Source organism: Vibrio sp. 10N.222.46.A1 (assembly GCF_041473595.1).
GTDB classification, from domain to species: Bacteria; Pseudomonadota; Gammaproteobacteria; order Enterobacterales; family Vibrionaceae; genus Vibrio; species Vibrio tasmaniensis_A.
Window position 1 is genome coordinate 1 of record NZ_JBFRSN010000115.1, and the last position, 20,447, is coordinate 20,447.

17 protein-coding genes and 2 pseudogenes are annotated in these 20,447 nt (G+C 44.1%); 7 read left to right on the forward strand and 12 right to left on the reverse strand.

Annotated features, from left to right (window positions below; all coding sequences use genetic code 11):
- Nucleotides 1–1,783: translational GTPase TypA (gene typA / locus AB4496_RS04125; protein WP_372130621.1), on the forward strand; the 1,783-nt coding region annotated here is incomplete at its 5' end.
- A gap of 192 nt (nt 1,784–1,975) precedes the next feature.
- Here the strand turns inward: typA and AB4496_RS04130 are convergent.
- Complete coding sequence (locus AB4496_RS04130; protein WP_009848035.1) at nt 1,976–2,506, reverse strand: AAA family ATPase; 531 nt, start codon at nt 2,504–2,506, stop codon at nt 1,976–1,978.
- A 20-nt stretch (nt 2,507–2,526) separates the two neighbouring features.
- Entirely contained in the window at nt 2,527–3,168 is a 642-nt protein-coding gene (locus tag AB4496_RS04135; RefSeq protein WP_017099568.1) for a DUF2959 domain-containing protein, read from the reverse strand.
- Between the two features lie 205 nt (nt 3,169–3,373).
- On the opposite strand from AB4496_RS04135, the gene AB4496_RS04140 reads away from it, so the two are divergent.
- Genes AB4496_RS04140 through AB4496_RS04150 form a run of 3 tightly spaced genes read left to right on the forward strand, consistent with a single transcriptional unit; the run spans nt 3,374 to nt 5,673 of the window.
- Nucleotides 3,374–4,315, forward strand: coding sequence for a virulence factor BrkB family protein (locus tag AB4496_RS04140; protein WP_012603002.1), 942 nt, complete (start codon nt 3,374–3,376; stop codon nt 4,313–4,315).
- Nucleotides 4,287–4,721, forward strand: coding sequence for a D-aminoacyl-tRNA deacylase (dtd, locus tag AB4496_RS04145; RefSeq protein ID WP_004735590.1), 435 nt, complete (start codon nt 4,287–4,289; stop codon nt 4,719–4,721). Before AB4496_RS04140 ends, dtd begins: the two co-directional genes overlap by 29 nt.
- A gap of 16 nt (nt 4,722–4,737) precedes the next feature.
- Nucleotides 4,738–5,673, forward strand: a complete 936-nt coding sequence (locus AB4496_RS04150; protein ID WP_009848032.1) for a bifunctional GNAT family N-acetyltransferase/hotdog fold thioesterase — start codon at nt 4,738–4,740, stop codon at nt 5,671–5,673.
- A 39-nt stretch (nt 5,674–5,712) separates the two neighbouring features.
- Here the strand turns inward: AB4496_RS04150 and AB4496_RS04155 are convergent, their stop codons facing one another.
- From AB4496_RS04155 to hslR, 4 genes are all read right to left on the reverse strand, one after another.
- Nucleotides 5,713–7,683: an AsmA family protein gene (locus AB4496_RS04155; RefSeq protein WP_102257544.1), complete on the reverse strand. Its 1,971-nt coding sequence runs from the start codon at nt 7,681–7,683 to the stop codon at nt 5,713–5,715.
- Between the two features lie 154 nt (nt 7,684–7,837).
- Nucleotides 7,838–9,463, reverse strand: a complete 1,626-nt coding sequence (gene pckA, locus AB4496_RS04160; RefSeq protein ID WP_009848030.1) for a phosphoenolpyruvate carboxykinase (ATP) — start codon at nt 9,461–9,463, stop codon at nt 7,838–7,840.
- 337 nt (nt 9,464–9,800) lie between these two features.
- Nucleotides 9,801–10,694, reverse strand: a complete 894-nt coding sequence (gene hslO, locus AB4496_RS04165; RefSeq protein ID WP_009848029.1) for an Hsp33 family molecular chaperone HslO — start codon at nt 10,692–10,694, stop codon at nt 9,801–9,803.
- Between the two features lie 18 nt (nt 10,695–10,712).
- Nucleotides 10,713–11,099: a ribosome-associated heat shock protein Hsp15 gene (gene hslR, locus AB4496_RS04170; RefSeq protein WP_009848028.1), complete on the reverse strand. Its 387-nt coding sequence runs from the start codon at nt 11,097–11,099 to the stop codon at nt 10,713–10,715.
- Nucleotides 11,100–11,378: 279 nt separating this feature from the next.
- On the opposite strand from hslR, the gene gspC reads away from it, so the two are divergent.
- Nucleotides 11,379–12,302 carry a type II secretion system protein GspC gene (gene gspC, locus AB4496_RS04175; protein WP_009848027.1) on the forward strand — a complete coding sequence of 308 codons (924 nt, stop codon included), beginning with the start codon at nt 11,379–11,381 and terminating at the stop codon, nt 12,300–12,302.
- A 41-nt stretch (nt 12,303–12,343) separates the two neighbouring features.
- Nucleotides 12,344–12,673: pseudogene (locus tag AB4496_RS04180) on the forward strand (type II secretion system protein GspD); the annotation flags it as partial.
- Between the two features lie 209 nt (nt 12,674–12,882).
- On the opposite strand, the gene AB4496_RS04185 reads toward AB4496_RS04180, so the two are convergent.
- On the reverse strand, nt 12,883–13,149 hold the full coding sequence (locus tag AB4496_RS04185; RefSeq protein WP_004733780.1) for a DUF2960 family protein: 267 nt from the start codon (nt 13,147–13,149) through the stop codon (nt 12,883–12,885).
- A 171-nt stretch (nt 13,150–13,320) separates the two neighbouring features.
- Between AB4496_RS04185 and AB4496_RS04190 the strand changes: the two genes are divergently transcribed.
- Nucleotides 13,321–15,468, forward strand: coding sequence for a GGDEF domain-containing protein (locus AB4496_RS04190; protein ID WP_009846746.1), 2,148 nt, complete (start codon nt 13,321–13,323; stop codon nt 15,466–15,468).
- A 122-nt stretch (nt 15,469–15,590) separates the two neighbouring features.
- Here AB4496_RS04190 and AB4496_RS04195 read toward each other — a convergent pair.
- The 5 genes and pseudogenes from AB4496_RS04195 to arcA form a co-directional block, all read right to left on the reverse strand.
- Nucleotides 15,591–16,082 (reverse strand): annotated as a pseudogene (locus AB4496_RS04195) (molybdopterin-binding protein); the annotation flags it as partial.
- Nucleotides 16,083–16,289: 207 nt separating this feature from the next.
- Nucleotides 16,290–16,751 (reverse strand): aspartate carbamoyltransferase regulatory subunit, encoded by a 462-nt coding sequence (gene pyrI / locus AB4496_RS04200; protein WP_004735320.1) that lies wholly within the window; start codon nt 16,749–16,751, stop codon nt 16,290–16,292.
- Nucleotides 16,752–16,763: 12 nt separating this feature from the next.
- Nucleotides 16,764–17,693: an aspartate carbamoyltransferase gene (pyrB, locus tag AB4496_RS04205; RefSeq protein ID WP_009847728.1), complete on the reverse strand. Its 930-nt coding sequence runs from the start codon at nt 17,691–17,693 to the stop codon at nt 16,764–16,766.
- Nucleotides 17,694–17,979: 286 nt separating this feature from the next.
- Nucleotides 17,980–18,984, reverse strand: a complete 1,005-nt coding sequence (locus tag AB4496_RS04210) for an ornithine carbamoyltransferase (RefSeq protein ID WP_009847727.1) — start codon at nt 18,982–18,984, stop codon at nt 17,980–17,982.
- A gap of 155 nt (nt 18,985–19,139) precedes the next feature.
- Entirely contained in the window at nt 19,140–20,360 is a 1,221-nt protein-coding gene (gene arcA / locus AB4496_RS04215) for an arginine deiminase (protein WP_102257866.1), read from the reverse strand.
- Nucleotides 20,361–20,447: the final 87 nt, after the last annotated feature.

Consider the following 20,447-nt stretch of genomic DNA (forward strand, 5'->3'; position numbering starts at 1 on the left):
CGTTGACCACGGTAAAACGACTTTGGTTGATAAACTACTACAACAGTCAGGCACTCTTGAGTCTCGTGGTGAAGCTGAAGAGCGTGTCATGGATTCGAATGACATCGAAAAAGAGCGTGGCATTACAATCCTTGCGAAGAACACAGCAATCAACTGGAATGATTACCGCATCAACATCGTAGATACTCCGGGACACGCGGACTTCGGTGGTGAAGTTGAGCGTATCATGTCTATGGTTGATTCTGTTCTGCTTATCGTTGACGCAGTTGATGGTCCAATGCCTCAAACTCGTTTCGTAACGCAAAAAGCATTCGCACACGGTCTTAAGCCAATCGTTGTAATCAACAAGATTGACCGCCCAGGCGCTCGTCCTGATTGGGTTATGGATCAAGTATTCGACCTTTTCGACAACCTAGGTGCTACAGATGAGCAACTAGACTTCACCGTTGTTTACGCTTCAGCTCTAAACGGTTGGGCAACAATGACTGAAGGTGAAACTGGCGAGAACATGGAACCATTGTTCCAAGCTGTTGTTGATACAGTAGAAGCGCCAGCAGTTGACCTTGACGGTCCACTACAAATGCAAATTTCGCAACTTGATTACAGCTCTTATGTAGGTGTTATCGGTGTTGCTCGTGTTACTCGTGGTTCTGTTAAGCCAAACCAACAAGTAACTATCGTGAATGCTGAAGGCAAAAAACGTAACGGTAAAGTAGGTACTGTACTTGGTTACCTAGGTCTTGAGCGTCACGAAGTAGAACAAGCTAACGCTGGCGACATCATTGCAATCACAGGTCTTGGTGAGTTGAAAATTTCAGACACTATCTGTGACGTAAACACTGTTGAAGCAATGGAACCACTGTCTGTTGATGAACCAACAGTAACAATGACGTTCCAAGTAAACACTTCTCCGTTCGCGGGTAAAGAAGGTAAGTTTGTAACTTCACGTAACATCCTTGAGCGTCTTGAAAAAGAATTGGTTCATAACGTTGCACTACGTGTTGAAGAAACTGAAAGTCCAGACCGTTTCCGCGTATCAGGCCGTGGTGAACTTCACCTTTCTATCCTGATCGAAAACATGCGTCGTGAAGGTTTCGAGCTAGCAGTATCTCGTCCAGAAGTAATCATCAAAGAAGAAGATGGTCAGAAAATGGAACCGTTCGAAACGGTTACTATCGATGTAGTTGAAGAGCACCAAGGTGCGATCATGGAAAGCATCGGTCTACGTAAGGGTGAGCTAACAGATATGGCACCAGATGGTAAAGGCCGTGTTCGCATGGACTTCATGATGCCTTCTCGTGGTCTTATCGGTTTCCAAACTGAATTCCTTACAATGACGTCTGGTTCTGGTCTTATTTACCACTCGTTCGATCACTACGGTCCTTACAAAGGCGGTATCATTGGTCAACGTAACAACGGTGTTCTAATCTCGAACGCGACTGGTAAAGCACTGACTTACGCATTGTTCTTCCTTCAAGCTCGTGGTCGTCTATTTACAGAGCACGCTGATGAAGTTTATGAAGGTCAAGTAATCGGTATTCACAACCGTTCAAACGACCTGACAGTAAACTGTCTGAAAGGTAAGCAACTAACGAACGTTCGTGCATCTGGTACTGATGAAGCACAAGTTCTTTCTCCACCGATCAAGCACACTCTAGAGCAAGCTCTTGAGTTTATCGATGAAGATGAACTAGTAGAAGTAACGCCACTAAACGTACGTATCCGTAAGAAGCTTCTTACTGAAAACGAACGTAAGCGTGCAGCACGTCCAGCTAAGGCTTAATTGCCAGTTGACTAGCTTCTAGCTATTCAAGCAATACGTTTTAGAATAAATAAGAAAGCCCCGTGTAGCCTAGCTGCTCGGGGCTTTTGTTTTATATGGTGTTGGAGTAGATACGGGTAAACGAGATGCAGGATACGAAGGGCGTTCAAGTATTCGTCATCCTCAAGAGGGAGCAACGACCGAGTTGGGGATCTAGCTTTTGATACCTAAGTAACGCTCAACGAATTGAAGCCGCTCATCGACCGACATAAATGGCACTTCGATCACCTCATAACCTAGCTTTTGATAGACTCTGACTAGCGCGTGGTGAATCTCTAATGCCTCCTCAAACGGATAAGGTCTCACATCATCTTGTACGTAAATCGATGCCTCAGGACGACAGAACAGCACTTGGGGGTGGTAGCCTTGGCTCGCTTCTCGGTAGTTCGCATCAATCTCAAGATTAGCCTGAGCTAAGTAACCACAGATATCTGGAATCGCACGGTCAAGAAAAGCAATTTGGTGCTGCTTCGCTTGCTCTTTTTGCTCGCTCATCACGTCTAAACACAAGCGAGCAAAGCCCGGTAGGTCTAACCAAGGTAAGATACCGTTCTCAAGTTGGCTCTGTTGTTCTATCAATTGGCGAGAGGATTCTGCGAAGGTTGGGTAACCTATGTCACCCAAGGCATTAATCAGAGTTGTTTTTCCGGCTCCGGGGCCGCCAGTAATAATGATTGGCTTCATCGTGTTCTGTCTCTGAAGCGTTATTTTTGGTTGAGTTGTGCTAAGAACTTATCCGACTCAGCTATCGCAGCATTCATCTGTGTTATCGCGTAGGCGATGTCTTTTTCTAAGCTCATAAACTCTCCCTGCAATGAACCAACGGCACTCGCATTGAGGTTGTGTTTGAGATAAAGCGTGTTGTCGCGAAGAGTGTTGAGTACCGGATCCATTTTCTTCTCAGCCCGTTTCATCGCTGAAAGCATAGTCTGGTAAGACGATTTGGTTTCACGCAGCTTTTTCTCACTTGAACGACGCAGTGAATCGCTGGTGTAAAGGTCCAACTCTCCCTGCCATTCTGCAAATAGCGCATCCGACACATCTTCAATCGCAGCAATGCGGTCACTGACATTTTGTGCGGCTTTTTCACTGTCTTGGTATTTATCATTAATCTTGTTGTACATGTCTTCAAGGTCGCCGCCACTAAAATTAGTTAGGCTACTCAAAGCTTCAAGTGCGCTAGTAAACTCTTCCTGAGCGTCCTGTTGCGACTCTTTAGCGTCTTCCACTCTATCAACCATAATGTCACGCTTGTGGTAACCCACTTGCTCCATGGCGGAGTAATAAGCTGATTGGCATCCAGTAAGAGTAAAAATAGAGAGGACTATAACTATTAAATAAGGCATCCTAGTTTCCTATAGTTAAATAATATCAATCGTAGTAAATAACTGCTCAACCTAGCTTGTTAAAATGCTCGATAACGGCGTTAGAGTTTTTGATTGTAGAATAACTACTTATCACAAAACTCTGCCTTGTTCTCAAGCCTTTTTCCTACGCTATTTTTGAACATTTACTTACTGTGATTAATATAACGGAATATTAATTAGGACTATGAACGAGTTACCAGGGAGTTACAAGTTGAAGATAAAAAAGGCAGCTACAGGAAGCATCCAGTTTTCCCGCTATCTTCTTACGCGGATGACGCACGATAGAGTTAATGTGAATGCAGGGTACTTGGCGTACATTACTTTGCTCTCGATCGTACCGATGTTGACGGTTTTGCTCTCTATTTTGTCGTCATTTTCAGTTTTTGCTGATGTTGGTTTAGTGATTCAAAACTTCGTTATTACCAACTTTGTTCCCGCTTCCGGGGATGCGGTGCATGGTGCTTTACTGGAGTTTGTTGCTAATACCGGCAAGATGACGGCGGTGGGCAGTGTGTTCTTATTCATTGCCGCTCTGATGCTGATCTCCAATATTGATAAAAACCTAAACTACATCTGGCGAGTAACGGAAAAGCGACGTGCTGTGTTGTCTTTTTCGATGTATTGGATGGTGCTAACACTTGGGCCTATTTTGATCGGAGCGAGCATTGCTGCAACGTCGTATGTGACATCATTAAACTTGTTACAAAACGAAGTCGTGTCGAGTGCTTTTAATACCGTGATTCGCAAGCTCCCTTTGATTACCTCATTCTTTGCGTTTTTCGGTCTGTATCTGTTGGTTCCCAACAAAAAGATTCACTTTTCTCATGCGGCAGCTGGCTCTCTAGTGGCGGCTCTGTTGTTCGAACTCAGCAAGAAAGGCTTTGCAGCTTACATTACTCAGTTTCCGTCTTACCAGTTGATTTATGGCGCATTAGCGGCGATTCCCATTCTTTTTGTTTGGGTCTATTTGTGCTGGTTGATTGTGTTAGTGGGTGCTGAAGTGACGGCCGCGTTGGGCGAGCAGGAACAGTGGAGTGACTCTCAAGAAATGGTACACTCGTCGGATAAAGACAAAATTACAGAGCAAGGAAACAACAGTGATAGCACTGATCCAGAGAGTAAGTGAAGCTGCCGTCCGTGTTGATGGCGAAGTAGTGGGTGAGATTGAGCAAGGCTTATTAGTTCTGTTAGGTGTAGAAAAAGGTGATGACGAAGCCAAAGCCAAACGTTTGATGGAACGAGTGACCACTTATCGTGTCTTTGGAGATGAAGACGATAAAATGAACCTTAACGTGAAGCAGGTAGAAGGTAAGGTATTAGTGGTGTCTCAATTCACTTTGCCAGCTGACACCAAGAAAGGGACACGAGCTGGATTTTCTCGCGGTGCTCACCCAGAAGATGCAGAGCGTCTTTACAACTACTTCTCTGACCAATGTGAATCAGTGTTGCCAACGGAACGTGGCCGATTCGCAGCCGACATGAAAGTGTCTTTGGTTAATGATGGCCCAGTGACATTCTGGCTGCAGGTTTAGGCTTAAAGGAATAAGCATGTTTAAACTCATAACCCCGACCACCGAAAATCAACTGAACAAGTATTACCATTTTCGTTGGCAAATGCTCCGTGAACCTTGGCGAATGCCGGTCGGTTCAGAGCGCGATGAATATGACCCAATGAGTCACCATCGCATGATTGTTGATGGTCGAGGTCGCCCGATGGCGATTGGTCGTCTCTATATCACCCCAGATCTAGAGGGGCAGATTCGCTATATGGCGGTGAAGAACTCTCGCCAAAGCAAAGGCATGGGCTCACTTATCTTGGTTGCGCTAGAGTCACTGGCACGTCAAGAAGGTGCGAAGCGTTTGGTGTGTAATGCTCGTGAAGATGCGATCTCATTCTATGAGAAGAATGAGTTTGAGCGTCGTGGTGAGATTAACGACCAACGTGGGCCTGTGCGTCACCAACAGATGGTAAAACCTCTTGATCCAATGGCTGATGTACTGCGCAAACCAGAATGGTGTAATGAGCTTCAGCAGCGCTGGGAGCATCAGATCCCGATCAGTGACAAGATGGGCATCAAGATTAACCAATACACGGGTTATCAGTTCGAGTGTAGTGCTCAGTTGAATCCAAACCTTAACCCTCATAACACCATGTTTGCTGGCTCAGCCTTTACCTTGGCGACCTTAACCGGTTGGGGTATGACTTGGTTACTAATGAAGGAGCGTGGGTTGACAGGTGATATCGTACTAGCAGATAGTAATATTCGTTACCGTCATCCAGTTGAGCAAAACCCAGTGGCATCCACGTCATTGGATGGGATCAGTGGCGATTTAGATCGCCTCGCGTCTGGAAGAAAAGCTCGTATCATCATTCACGTGACCATTAACAGTGGCGACGTGGAGGCGGTTGAGTTTACGGGAACCTATATGCTGATCCCTGACTACAAAAAGAGATTATCAACAGACTCCAACGTAAGCGTATAGCTGACAATGGCTAGCAGATAAAGATACAGATAGAAGGCGCTACTCTTGTGGAGTGGCGCTTTTTTGTTGGCAGTCGTTAATCTCGGAATACTCAGCTTGGGTGAGCTTTCCTGATATTTGGTGGCATGGGTCGGATAGTGAAATAGAGAGAGTGTGTTGCTCGGTTTTTAGCAAGTCGAGCTCTCCAGAAATTTCGCCATTTAACGTTTGAATCCTTTGTTCGCTTTGCTCTGCTGCCGATGCACCAATAATGTGCACTGGTTCAAGTGTGAAGCGTCCACGGTCAAAATTCGCATTGAGCTCTGGGATTTCAAATACGTTATCAGTCGATGTTTCAGAAAGCTTATCATTAAAGGTCATCACACCTTGGCGAACGCTACCAGTGAGTTGACCTGTTGTGGAATAGCCGAGCATTAATGAATCGCCGTATAAACCCGCAGCTTGAAGTTCAAATTCGCCATAACCGGTTGCGTCGAGCGGTAGTTCAAGTTGCTGTAACATGGGTGCTATCGGTAATCCATCGGCAGAGATCTCTAAGCTCCATGGCTTACTGATTTTGTTGAAGTCGAGTGTTGCGTTGGCTTCAATATAGCCGTGCTTTAGTGGCATAAACAGGCGTGTCAGCGTCCATTTTCCTTGCTCGCTATTCATCTCAACCACTGGCTGTGCGCTAATAATGTTTTGATAGCTGGCATCATTCGCGCTGGCCATCAGCTTTCCTTGCCACAGACCTAGCTTTCTATCCTGTAAAAGTTGAACTTGATACCCCTCGATATGTAATCCTGAGACCTGCCAGTAAGGCTTTTGTGCAAGTTGGATAAGTTGGTTGCGTTCTATGTTAATTCGGCTAATTTCGACATTCTGGAGCTGCGTGAGCCAAGGTATCAAGAGAGTGGCGGGTAGAGGGCTATCTTGGCTTTCCGTAATCCACTTTATACCTTGCAGGTCGAGCTGTGCTAATAGAATGCTGTTAGGGGTTACTTTGCCATTAAGTTGAACAGTGCCCTGTAGGAATTGAGTATAGAAGTCTTCAATCAGAATCTGGTTCGGATCTAAATTGAGCTTGATACTTGGCTCTATGAACATGTCATCATCAATGCTCACTCCCTCTGCTTGCAGAGAGAAAATGGCTCTCTGTTGCTTCCACAGCTCAAAAGGCAGTTGGATATTTTCTAACGAGGCATCAAAAGCTGCGAGGTGGCCATCTTGCCACTCTACATCGCTACGCAGAATATCTAAGCTATTGATGTGATTGATCTGAATACCTGCCACATCCCATTCTTTGCTTAGTAGGCTTTGGGTCTGTTTCTGATTGAGTCGCAAGCCATCGACGGTCACATTCACCAACGACCAATCTTGCTGATACTGCTCTGCTTGACCAGAAATTTTGGCACCACGCCAGTCAAACGAAGCGCCATACAGGGTGCTATCACTTGATTTAAGATCTAGGTCAATCAACAGGTTATCGAACGCTTCGCCTTGCCAATACAGCTGTGAGGCAGAAAGTTGGGTTTTTCCATAAGGTAGAAGTGAGTTGTCGTTGTTCCACGTTGGGTCGGAGATCTGAAGGTCGATGCCTCGCGCGTTAAAGTCTGGGGTTGAAAAGTCGAGATTGTTGATGGCCAGCTGGTGGATCTTAATGCTTGGCTGGGTAAATAAAGAGGTGAGCGTTTCTAGGTCGTCGGCTTCTAACTGTAGGCCACTGATCAAAACAGATTCAAAGACCAGTTTGGCCTCCGTAATCGAGCTGGAGCTGAACCAAAGGTCAATCTTGTCGATATACAGCGGTGTTTGTTTTTCAGGTTGGCTTTGGGTAATGCCCATTAAGGTGATGTGATAAGGCGACTGGTACTCAACATCTTCAATGAGCACAGGTTGTTCAATCGCATGTTTGATAAAAAAGTTAGTAATATCCGTACGGTATTGGGTTTGCAGGCTTAATAGCAATGCTGCGATAGTTGCAACGGCGATAGCCAACGCAATGCCGAACACCATGAATACCTTTTTCATTCCCTGAAAGCCTTAAATTTCAATCGTCTTAAAACAGAGTGGAACAAAAAGGGTCAAGCATCAACAAAAAAGCCCCTCAAAAGAGGGGCTTGCTACAAAAATATCATTTTAAATTGGGCGTTCGCTTTTGGCTTGGCCCGAGCAGATGATTGGGTTAGTCCAGTTGAGGGCCAGCCGCAACCAGTGACTTACCTTCAGCGTTGTCTGTGTACTTATCAAAGTTGTTGATGAAGCGCTCTGCTAGATCTTTCGCTTTGCTTTCCCATTGTAGAGGGTCAGTGTACGTGTCACGTGGATCAAGAATCGCTGGGTCAACATCGTGCAACGCTAGTGGTACTTCTAGGTTAAACATAGGGATAACCTTAGTCTCAGCTTGGTCGATTGAGCCATCTAGGATAGCGTCGATGATGCCACGAGTATCTTGGATTGAGATACGTTTGCCAGTGCCATTCCAACCAGTGTTCACAAGGTAAGCTTCAGCGCCAGCTGCTTCCATACGCTTCACAAGTACTTCAGCGTACTGAGTTGGATGAAGAGTTAGGAATGCCGCCCCAAATGCCGCAGAGAACGTTGGTGTTGGTTCAGTAATACCACGCTCTGTACCTGCTAGTTTCGCAGTGAAGCCAGATAGGAAGTGGTACTTCGTTTGCTCTGGAGTCAGTTTAGAAACAGGTGGTAACACACCAAATGCATCAGCAGTCAGGAAGATAACCTTTTGAGCGTGACCGGCTTTTGATACTGGCTTAACGATGTTGTCGATATGGTGAATCGGGTAAGAAACACGAGTGTTCTCGGTTTTTGAGCCGTCATCAAAATCGATAGAACCATCGCCACGAACCGTTACGTTTTCTAGTAGCGCATCGCGACGGATAGCATTGTAGATTTCAGGTTCTGCTTCTTTAGATAGGCGAATGGTCTTGGCGTAACAACCACCTTCGAAATTGAAGATACCATCGTCATCCCAACCGTGCTCATCATCACCGATTAGCTCACGTTTAGGGTCGGTTGAAAGGGTTGTTTTACCTGTGCCTGATAGACCGAAGAAAATCGCCACATCGCCTTCTTCACCGACGTTAGCACTACAGTGCATTGAAGCAATGCCTTGCAGAGGAAGTAGGTAGTTCATCATTGCGAACATGCCTTTCTTCATCTCACCGCCGTACCAAGTACCACCGATGATTTGAACGCGTTCTGTTAGGTTGAAAGCAACGAAGTTTTCAGAGTTGAGACCCTGCTTTTCCCAGTTAGGGTTAGTTGTTTTAGCACCGTTCATTACCACGAAATCAGGTTCGAACGTTGCTAGCTCTTCGTCTGTTGGACGAATGAACATGTTCTTAACGAAGTGCGCTTGCCATGCTACTTCAGTGATAATACGTACACTTAAGCGCGTATCAGGGTTAGCACCACAGTAACCGTCAATGACAAACAGGCGCTTGCCAGATAGCTGAGTTGTCACAAGCTCTTTAAGCTCATCCCATACTTCAGTTGTAATCGGTTTGTTGTCGTTTTTGCCTTGATCTGACCACCACATGGTATCGCGCGTGGTGTCATCTTTAACAATGTACTTATCTTTTGGTGAGCGGCCAGTAAAGATACCAGTGTCAACCGCAACAGAGCCTAGTTCCGTTACTACGCCTTTTTCGTAGCCTTCCAAACCTGGCAGTGTCTCTTCAACGAATAACTGCTCGTAGCTAGGGTTACGAAGAACTTCAGTAACGCCAGTCAGTCCGTGCTTAGTTAGATCAATTTGTGCAGCCTTAGTATGTTCCATAACGGTCATAGGTGCTCCTTGTAGGATATTTTGTAGGGATTTTGTATTAATTTTTTATTGTTATCTGCTCACCATGCTAGCAACGAGGCTCGGGGGAAACAGGGATATAGCTCAAAAAATATCCATATTAACCATGGGGTTTTAAGCGCCTCATCACATATTGGCCTGACTAGTCTATCCTGTACGCAAACCTTTGCGCTAGAGGAGAGAACATTATTAATTGATTAAAATTAAGAGGTGATTTTATTACGAGATGTTACGGAGTTTGCGATATTTTGATCACAAAAAAGGCCAGCGTAGTGCTGACCTTTTTGGGGTAAATTACGTGTTTTTGGTACGCCGTAAATTAATGAACCGTATTGCTGCCTTTATCTGCCGCTTCTGCATACAGAGCATCAACATCATTCTTGTCGAACGAGTAGTTTGTGCCACAGTAATCGCAGTGTAGAGCAACGCTGCCTTCAGTGCTAAGGATGTCGTAGATCTCTTCTTGAGCGACAGTAATGATAGCGGCACCGCTTCGGTCACGTGAACAACCACAGAAGAATTCAACCGGTTGTGGTGTGAACAGTTGTACTTTCTCTTGGTTGTACAAACGGTAAAGCAGTTCGTTTGCTTCTAGAGTGAATAGCTCTTCATTTTTAACTGTGTCAGTTAGCTGCTCTAGGTGCTCGAAGTCGTCTGGCGTACCAGTGCCGTCTGGCATCACTTGTAGCAACATACCAGCAGCGTGTGCTTTACCTTCATGCTCGCCAGTGCGCAACCATAGACGTGTCTTTAGCTGTTCAGAGTTTGCGAAGTAACCTTCAAGGACTTCAGCTAAAGTGTCACCTTCAAGACCAACGATACCTTGGTAACGCTCACCTTTTTTAGGATCGATAGTGATCACTAGGTGACCTTTACCTATTAGATCGTGCAGGCCAGCGTCGTCGGCAATGTCACCATCAAAGCGAGCAACGCCACGGATCTTCTGATCGTTATCGCCATTGATAACAGCTAGAGATACAGGGCCATCACCTTGCAGTTGCATGGTGATAGAGCCTTCAAACTTTAGAGTCGCTGTTAGTAGCGTCGTTGAAACCAGTAGCTCACCCAACAGCTTTTGTACTGGCGCTGGGTATTCCTTGCTAGAAATAATCTGTTGGTATGCTTCGTCCATCTGTACCAATTCACCACGAACTGATAGGTCTTCAAATAGGTAGCGATTTAAAACATTACTTGTAGACATTGGGTTGGCCATTTGGCTATTCCTTCTAGCTTATTGAGTCTTGAACTTGATGATGTCACGACGTTGCTTTTTATCTGGGCGACGTTCTGGTGCTGGGTTATGAGCGTTCAGTTTACGTTGTGTTGCAAACTCTTCTCTCTTTGCCAAGCTCTCGGTGGTTTCTTCATAGAGGGTTTGAGCTATAGGAGCTCCACCACGATGGGCCGAGATTTTCTCGATTGTCACCGTCTTTTCTTCATTACCTTGGCGCAGGGTAATCACTGCTCCAAGTTCGACAATTTTACTTGGTTTGCTGCGCTGACCATTATAGTGGACTTTGCCACCATCGACCATATTGCGAGCAATAGACCGGGTTTTGTAAAAACGAGCTGCCCACAACCATTTATCGAGTCTGACAGCTTCATTAGTAGTTTTCATATAGGGCTGCGCCTTATTAAGTGAGAAATGAATGCGGTTTAACTGTAATGAACAGTGCGCAACATGCTTTTAATTACATTAAGTAGAAGCTTAAAGTGGAGGCGGTTGGCATTTTTTTCAAGTCATAATACAAAATAGCCATGTAATGCCGCTTTATAGATTTGCTATGATATAGTTCAGGATCTTATGCTTAAATAAGCTTGGTATCGAACGAATGAATAAAAAAGCTGAAAGTTTAATGATTTGCAGCATTTGTCGTCATGAAAAGGGGCAAGGAAAGTGAACTTTTTAGAGCTCAAAAATCGCGCAGGAAATTCTCCTGTGTTGAGCCGCTTATTAGAAAATGGATTTGTACTTCAGCAGAAACTAAGCCTAGCGATGTGTTGTATGTTGATTGCAGCTTCCGCATGGATTTTAGGGCAGCTTGCATGGTTTATTGAACCTGCTGAGCAAACCGTCGTGCCTTGGAAAGCAACAGCTTCATCATTTTCTACTCCTCAATCGACCCTTGATATATCTTCTTTGCAGCGGAGCAACCTTTTTGGTGCCTATAACCCAACCACGCCAGTTGTGGTTGAACAGCAAGTTATCCAAGATGCGCCAAAGACACGATTAAATCTAGTTTTGGTCGGTGCTGTTGCCAGTTCTAATCCAAAACGGAGCTTAGCGGTGATCGCTAATCGCGGTACGCAGGCGACCTACGGAATTAATGAAGAGATAGAAGGCACTAGAGCTAAGCTTAAAGCCGTATTAGTCGACCGTGTCATTATTGATAACTCAGGTCGAGACGAAACCTTGATGCTTGAAGGTATTGAGTACAAGCGTTTAGCTGTCTCAGCCCCTGCGCCACCTCGCGCTTCTTCTTCGGTTCGTGGTAATAACCCTGCTTCAGCAGAGCAAAAGCTAGATGAAATTAAAGCGAAGATAATGAAAGATCCGCAACAAATCTTCCAATATGTTCGACTGTCCCAGGTCAAGCGCGACGATAAAGTGATTGGTTATCGAGTGAGTCCAGGCAAAGATTCAGAACTTTTTAACTCAGTAGGGCTCCAAAACGGAGATATCGCGACTCAGTTAAATGGGCAAGACCTGACAGACCCCGCTGCTATGGGCAACATATTCCGTTCTATCTCAGAGCTGACAGAGCTAAATCTCGTCGTCGAGAGAGATGGTCAACAACATGAAGTGTTTATTGAATTTTAAAACTTTGCGTCTAACGAAGGACGAAAGTGTAGGAGAAGTACGTGAAGCATTGGTTTAAGAAAAGTGCATGGTTATTGGCAGGAAGCTTAATCTGCACACCCGCCGCCATCGCGAGTGATTTTAGTGCCAGCTTTAAAGGCACTGATATCCAAGAGTTTATTAATATTGTTGGCCGTAATCTAGAGAAGACGATCATCGTCGACCCTTCGGTGCGCGGAAAAATCGATGTACGCAGCTACGACGTACTCAATGAAGAGCAATATTACAGCTTCTTCTTAAACGTATTAGAAGTGTACGGCTATGCAGTCGTTGAAATGGACTCAGGTGTTCTTAAGATCATCAAAGCGAAACACGGTGATTCAGGCGGTGTTCGTGGCGCTGCATTCCTTAATATTAAGTAATCGCAACTTAACGTTAAGCTAGCTAAGGTTAGATAGTTAAAAAGAACAAATAAAAATGCCGCAATCTCGAAAGAGGTTGCGGCATTTTTTATTGTTCAGTGTTTTCGTTTCTTCAGCTCTTAGCTCTAATTACAAACGAAAAGCTAGAAGCTACATATCAAGAAAAAGAGCCAGAGGGCTTACTTCTTCTTTTTACCAACACCAAGGTTGTCTTTTTGCTTCAATGTAAGCTTAGTAAAACCAAGCTTACGGAAATAGTTGTCTTGGTAGTTACGAACCGCTTTAGTATCAGAAATGAACTCAAGCTGCTGCTCAGTTTTTAGATACTCAGTGATGTCGATACCTTCAGCTGCTGCAACAGCTTCTTGGATCGTGCGGTGTTCTTGTTTCGAAAACAATAACTCTTTGTCTTCATCTTTATAAGTGTACAGAATGGTACGAGCCATGGTGCTCTCCAATATAATTATTACTTTGCGCGCACTCTACATAAAAACAGTACGCCACTCAAGATAATGATAGGAAATTACCACTTATTAGCCTCATGAATGGAATGTGTAATAAGCATTTTGTGGTATACTATTCGTTATTTTTTAATCTGGCTGACTTAAACGGAACTTATGAGCAATACGCTTTACCCAAAGATCATGGGAATTATAACGCGAATCCAGAACTACCCTGGAATCAAAGGATTAAAAGAAGTCGAAGACAGAATAACGAGTCTATGCGAAGCTAATAATCAACCGATCCCGGATTCAATCGCGCGTTTCCTTAAAGGTTTCACAAGCTATCGCCACGATAACCTTTCTGACGCTGCTGAGCATTATAAAGCCTGCCTAAACGTCATTGCTCCTGAAGAAATTCAACTATATGTATTTGTCATCGGGTTACTTGCGTCTACCCATAACATTCGTGGTGATTATCAATCAGCGTATGCTTGTTACTCAGAGACACTAGAAAACTTACACCTAGTTGATGACAATTTTAAGTCACTTATATTCTGTAATCTAAGTGACTTGCACTTAAGCTTAGAAAAATACGAACAAGCGAAGCAATATGCTCGTAAAGCCATTATTTCATCTCAAAATGCGAATCGCCTGTTAGATTGTGCTGTCAGCCATTTAAACCTAGCCTATAGCTGTGCACATACAAATGAGTTTGAGCAAGCGGTTAGCGCCATTATGGAAGCGAAAAGAATAGGCACCTCGCTTTCTAGTCACAGGACGATAGCTCTTTGTCATAGTTACCTAGGGCAAACCATGCTCTTGTGGGGAGGCTTCGATGATAGTGATGTATTAGATGCATTTTATCAGGCAGAAGAGCACTTCAAAAAATCGAGAGATGAGCATAATCGAAAAGAAAATTTGGTTTACTGGTTTCAATTCTTAGAAGGCATTGGAGAGCGAGAACAAGCAAAAGTAGGGTGCGCTTTTCTCGAACAGAATTTTGATCTAAAGAGTAGTTACCGTTCTTATGCTATCTATGCCCAAACTAAGGCGAAGCTCTTTCGAGATGAAGAGGATTGGTCTGGTTTAGCGGCACTTCAAACTCAGCATGTGGATCTTTTAGAAAAACACATGAGAAGTTATGAGCGCGAACAGAGCGAACGTATTCTAGAAGGGGTAGGTACCATTCAGAGTAAGAAGAAAAATGACGTTCTGACTCAAATGCAAAAATATATGGGTGCGCTCACTGATATTGGTCAATTCATAGCAACCGCTGCAGATTTAGAAAGCGTACTGCCTGAGATACTCCATAAGATAAATATGATTCTACCAACATCTGAGTTTGGGATTGCTATGTATGACGATAAATCAGACATACTCGACTACCGCTATTTTGTTGATACTCAAGGATTAATACCGAACCTAAAAGTAGTTTGCCAAGAGAACCAAACCATTGGTACGTATGTGATTCGCAAGCGAGCTACCGTTCATTTTAATAGCGCGACAGATGCGGCTCTAGAACCCTATATCGGTAAAACCACACAAGACGATAATTTCGTTACGTTTCGTGGCGAGCTTGATACTAACTCAATGATTCTAACGCCAATCATTCTTAATGAAAAATTAATCGGCTTTCTGTCAGTTCAGCATCATCTACCAAACCAATATCAGGAACACCACTGTCAGCTTATAGAACATTTAGCTAGCTTTATTGCCGTGTCGCTAGAAAATCAAAAGCAACGACAGCGTTTAGAAAGTGCGAATCAAACACTCGAAATCTTGAGTACTACTGACCCACTAACAGGTCTAGCTAATAGATATCAATTAGATAACATCACGCCAGTCTTAATACATAACGCTTACTACCAAAAACAATCTCTAGCGGTCCTTATGATCGATGTTGACGAGTATAAAGCTTATAACGATTTTCATGGGCATTTAGAGGGCGACGAAGCGCTTCGTATTATCAGTCGCTTACTTAAAAAAACATTCACAACCAAGAATGACTACCTTTTCAGATATGGCGGTGATGAGTTCATGGCGATTTGCTTCGGACAGAGTAGTAGTGATATTGAAAATAAGGTTGTCACTCTGCGAAAGATGTTAAATGAAGTCAAATTAGCAAACCCTAAAGCTCTCTATGCGGAACAATTAACACTCTCTATTGGTGGGGTTAACGTCGACTTAGCCAGTGACAATGTGGATCGAAACTTTAAAATGATTTGTGATATTGCAGACAAACAGCTCTATCAAATCAAAGAAAATGGCCGTAACAACTATAATTTGGTCGATTGCAGATTACTTAAAGTCGAGCTTGTTTAGTTCAACTCTGTATACAACCCCCCATAAAAAGAAAGCCCCTGATATCCAATATCAGGGGCTTCATCTATTTAGAGTATGTATTACTCTGAATTCGCTAGCTTAAAGCTAACAATCTTGTTTATTTACACACGACCTTGCAAAGGAATGATCGTCACCGTTTCACCGGCTTTTACAGTGTCTACCGCTGGTGAAATCTCGATTAGACAGTTTGCTTCGCTCATTGAACGTAGAATACCTGAACCTTGCTTACCGGTTGTTTTTACTTCAAGCACGCCTGATTCGTTCATTGAGAACACGCCACGGCTGAACTCAGTACGACCTTGACGAGAACGTAATTGCTCAGTCGCTATCGCGTTCGCTTTCACTGGTGTCCAGTTAGTTTGACCTTGTAGCTTGCGGATTGCAGGTTCTACAAAGTTAATGAACGACACCATCACGGCTACTGGGTTGCCAGGTAAACCGAAGAAAGGTTTGTCTTCAATTTTGCCGTAAGCAAGAGGGCGACCTGGACGCATGTTGATACGCCAGAAGTTAATCTCACCCAACTTATCTAACGCGAGTTTGATGTAGTCAGCATCACCAACAGACACGCCACCAGAAGTCAGAACCATATTGCCAAGGTCAACACCTTGTACGTATGGGCCGATTGCAGCTGGAGCAGATTCTGTGTGAAGTACTTTAGTCATTGGTTATTCCATCAGTTATTGGATAAAAAGCGATTTTTAGTGTGCCTTCAAACTTAGGATAGGTAAAGAGCAAAATACCCCGCACAGGCGAGGTATTGAATAGTTTTTGCGTTCGATCGGCGTTGCCGTATGACGTTATCTTTCTGTTACGATCTCACGAGAGAAGACTTTTTCGCAGTATTTACACTTCAATCGAATATCTTCTTTCTTTTCAAAGATCTTAAAGCTGCTTTCAACGGGTTCATTGTGAGTAATACAGTTGGTGTTTGGACACTCGAACACATCGTTGATTTGCTCAGGAAGTTCTAGTGGTAGCTTCTTAACTACTTCGTAATCTTCGATTTGGTTTACGGTCGCGTGAGGCGCGTAAAGTGCTAACTTGCTCGCCTGTTCTTCAGTGATAAACACATTCTCTATCTTGAGCAGGTCTTTACCGCCTAGAGCAGAGGATGGCAGGTTTAGGCCAATCGTTACTCGCTGATTAGAGTTATGCATGTCGAACAGTTTGAGTACCTTGATCCCGATGTTGGCTGGGATATGGTCGATAACCGTTCCGTTCTTGATTGCTTCAACTTTTAATTGAGTCTCTTTAGACATGATATCTCTCCTCTACAGCGTTTCGTTAAGAACAAGGGCTAACAATGCTTCACGTGCGTAAACACCGTTCTCAGCTTGCTGGAAGTAGTAAGCGTAAGGCGTTTTATCGACATCAATCGTAATTTCATCAACACGAGGAAGAGGGTGAAGAACCTTTAGGTTATCACGTGCATTTTCCAACATCGGAGCCGTCAGGATGTACGCTGATTTGATGTGCGCGTATTCCGATTCATCAAAACGTTCTTTTTGAACTCGAGTCATGTACAGAACATCCAACTCTGGAATCACATCTTCCATGTCTGTCAGCAGTTGGTACTTAATACCCGCTTCATCAAGCTCTTCACAAATGTAGTCAGGCATCGCCAGTGCTTCTGGAGCAACGAAGTAGAAACAGATGTTGTCGAACTTCGCTAGTGCTTGAGTTAGTGAGTGAACCGTACGGCCGTACTTAAGATCACCAACGAATGCAACGTTAAGGTTGTCGAGGCGGCCTTGAGTTTCGGCGATAGAGAACAGGTCTAATAGCGTTTGTGTTGGGTGTTGGTTTGCGCCGTCGCCCGCGTTAATCACAGGTACACCGTTAGAGAACTCAGAAGCCAGACGCGCTGCGCCTTCTTGGGGGTGGCGCATTACGTAAGCATCAACGTATGAAGAGATAACCTGTACTGAGTCTGCCAGCGTTTCGCCTTTCTTCGCCAGTGACGTGTTACCACCGCTATCGAAACCAATCACATCACCACCGATGCGCTGAATAGCCGTTTCAAAAGAGAGACGAGTTCGCGTTGAAGGTTCGAAGAAGCAGCTTGCAACAACTTTGTTCTTGATGAGTTCTGGGTTTGGTTCAGCTTTAAGTTGACCTGCCGTTTGAACAATTAATTCTAGCTCTTCACGAGAAAGCTCTGGAATTGAGATGATGTGCTTTTGATAGAGCGAATTCGCCATGATCTTCTTCCCCACAATAATGTATTGGCCATAAAAAAGCCCCCCATAATGGGAGGCTTTAAAAAAGTGCTGAAAAGCAGAATAGACGGCCTGGCAAGCATGCTAGCTTGCGAGCAATATTTGGTGTCTTCACAATTTTATTATGTGTTTTCACAATATCATTATGTTTTATCACAACATTGCTTGGCGTCATTTTCACTACTCTCAGACAAATTGCCGAGAATTATACGCTTTCAATTTGTGAGCGCAAGCGATTACATCAAGCTTTGTTTACTTTCATTATTCTCTATTGGCCAAGTGTCGCGACCATTACTGCTTTGATGGTGTGCATGCGATTCTCTGCTTCATCAAACACAATTGAGTAGTCGGACTCAAATACTTCGTCTGTTACTTCCAAACCGTTCATTCCATATTTGTCTGCGACTTGCTGGCCGATCACGGTTTCATTGTTGTGGAAAGCTGGCAGGCAATGCATGAACTTCACTTGAGGGTTACCTGTGAGCTTTATGACATCCATATTCACTTGGTAAGGTGTCATCACAGCCACGCGTTCGTCCCAAGCTTCAGGTGCTTCACCCATAGAAACCCAAACATCGGTGTAAAGGAAATCACAACCTTTTACGCCTTCGGCAACGTCTTCAGTCAGCGTTATTTGTGCACCTGTATTTTGCGCAATTGCTTGGCATTCTTCGACAAGCTGTTCTTCTGGCCAGAAAGCTTTAGGTGCAATAAGGCGAATATCCATACCCATCTTCGCGGCACCGACTAACAGAGAATTACCCATGTTGTTGCGTGCATCGCCTAGGTAAGCAAAACTGATTTGATGCAGATGTTTACCGCGACCATGCTCAAGCATAGTGAGGAAATCAGCCAAGATCTGAGTTGGATGGAACTCATCAGTAAGGCCATTCCACACTGGAACGCCAGCATAAGCGCCAAGATCTTCGACAATACTCTGGCCAAAACCACGATATTCAATACCATCGTACATACGACCTAATACACGCGCGGTATCTTTCATTGATTCTTTTTGACCAATCTGAGAACCAGAAGGGCCTAAATAAGAGACTTGAGCTCCTTGATCAAAAGCAGCTACCTCAAAGGCACATCGAGTTCGAGTTGATGCTTTTTCAAAGATCAAAGCGATGTTTTTACCGTTAAGCTTTTTTTGCTCTGTACCTGCATACTTAGCCTTTTTAAGGTAAGCAGACAGGTCGAGTAAAAACTGAATCTCTTTAGGAGTAAAGTCGAGAAGTTTTAGAAAGTTACGATTGCGAAGATTAAATGCCATCTCTCGCTCCTTGGGTATATAGAATCAATGAAGAACTTAGTTAAACATAAAAATGCTATATTTGTGAATAGTTATTTTATTAATTTGATAAAAAAGGCCAGTACAATGGTACTGGCCTAGATAAGTTATGTGTTCGCTTTACTGAACTACTTGAGTTAAATACCGTCTCTTTCTATAGGACAGCTCATGCAACGAGCGCCACCACGACCGCGACCCAGTTCATTGCCTGGAATTGTCAGAACTTCGATGCCTGCTTTGTCGTATTTCTCATTGGTGTAAACATTACGCTCATAACCGATAACCGTACCCGGTTTCACCGTCAGTACGTTGTTAGCGTCATTCCACTGTTCACGTTCAGCTTCGTAGTTATCACCACCAGTTGTGATGATCTTCAGTTGATCGAGATCCAGTGCGCCTTCAATCGCTGTTAGGTAGTTTTCAGCTTTCTCTACTCGCATTTCGCCATTTTCTTTCGGCGTTAAGCGCCAAGTATCTAGGTCTTTACGAACGATCTCTGGATAGACTGAGAATGTATCGATATCCATGTGAGTCATGACCGTATCAAGGTGCATACAAGAGCGGTGCTTCGGTAAATCAATCGCAATCACTTCTTTAGCTTGACCGGACTTGAATAAACTCGCAGCTAGATTTTCGACACCTTGTGGCTTGGTACGCTCCGAAATACCGATAAGAACAGCGCCTTTACCGATAACCAGTACATCTCCACCTTCAATATTGGCGTTGTCGTAATGAAGATCTTCATCACCGAAGTACTTAATGAAATCTTGCCCTGCGAATACAGGGTGCCAGCGATATATTGCTCGCAAGTGATTCGTTTCTCGTTGACGAGCAGGCATCATCATCGGGTTAAGAGAGACACCGCCATAAACCCAGCAAGAAGTATCGCGGGTAAATAGATGGTTAGGTAGCGGCTCAATAACGAAATCAAGTGGGCGGTGCATCTTCGGTAGCATTGAAGAAGATTTAATAGGAAGCTCAGAGTAGGCTAAACCACCAAGTAGGATCGTAGCCAAGTGCTCATTGTCCATTTGAGCAAGGTACTCTCTTAAATCACGCGCGAATGTAGGGCCGTAACGGAAATCAGAGATTTGAGTATTAAGCAGCCACTCACGAGCTTGTGCTACAGCGAGTGTCTCAACCAGTAGGTCATGCAGTAATAACACTTCAACGTCTTGGTCACGAAGTGTTGTCGCAAAGGCATCATGTTCTTCACCTGCTGCTTCTACTGCAAGTACATCATCAAAGAGTAGCTCATGACAGTTAGAAGGGGTGAGGTGGGTGAGTGCCCTTTCAGGCCTATTTAGGAGAACTCGTCTTAATTGACCGACTTCGGAGCCAACGTACAGCTTACTCATTTTGCATCCTTACTATTAATCCAGCGTCTATTTATGACAAGCTTGTTCGTAATATGCAAGTTTTGAAACTTGTGTAAAGGTTATGTT

Coding starts and splice junctions, on each gene's coding strand:
- AB4496_RS04130 (WP_009848035.1), bottom strand. CDS start 2,506: ATGAAGCCAATCATTATTACTGGCGGCCCCGGAGCCGGAAAAACAACT.
- AB4496_RS04135 (WP_017099568.1), bottom strand. CDS start 3,168: ATGCCTTATTTAATAGTTATAGTCCTCTCTATTTTTACTCTTACTGGA.
- AB4496_RS04140 (WP_012603002.1), top strand. CDS start 3,374: ATGAACGAGTTACCAGGGAGTTACAAGTTGAAGATAAAAAAGGCAGCT.
- AB4496_RS04150 (WP_009848032.1), top strand. CDS start 4,738: ATGTTTAAACTCATAACCCCGACCACCGAAAATCAACTGAACAAGTAT.
- AB4496_RS04155 (WP_102257544.1), bottom strand. CDS start 7,683: ATGAAAAAGGTATTCATGGTGTTCGGCATTGCGTTGGCTATCGCCGTT.
- pckA (WP_009848030.1), bottom strand. CDS start 9,463: ATGACCGTTATGGAACATACTAAGGCTGCACAAATTGATCTAACTAAG.
- hslO (WP_009848029.1), bottom strand. CDS start 10,694: ATGGCCAACCCAATGTCTACAAGTAATGTTTTAAATCGCTACCTATTT.
- hslR (WP_009848028.1), bottom strand. CDS start 11,099: ATGAAAACTACTAATGAAGCTGTCAGACTCGATAAATGGTTGTGGGCA.
- AB4496_RS04185 (WP_004733780.1), bottom strand. CDS start 13,149: ATGGCTCGTACCATTCTGTACACTTATAAAGATGAAGACAAAGAGTTA.
- AB4496_RS04190 (WP_009846746.1), top strand. CDS start 13,321: ATGAGCAATACGCTTTACCCAAAGATCATGGGAATTATAACGCGAATC.
- pyrI (WP_004735320.1), bottom strand. CDS start 16,751: ATGTCTAAAGAGACTCAATTAAAAGTTGAAGCAATCAAGAACGGAACG.
- pyrB (WP_009847728.1), bottom strand. CDS start 17,693: ATGGCGAATTCGCTCTATCAAAAGCACATCATCTCAATTCCAGAGCTT.
- AB4496_RS04210 (WP_009847727.1), bottom strand. CDS start 18,984: ATGGCATTTAATCTTCGCAATCGTAACTTTCTAAAACTTCTCGACTTT.
- arcA (WP_102257866.1), bottom strand. CDS start 20,360: ATGAGTAAGCTGTACGTTGGCTCCGAAGTCGGTCAATTAAGACGAGTT.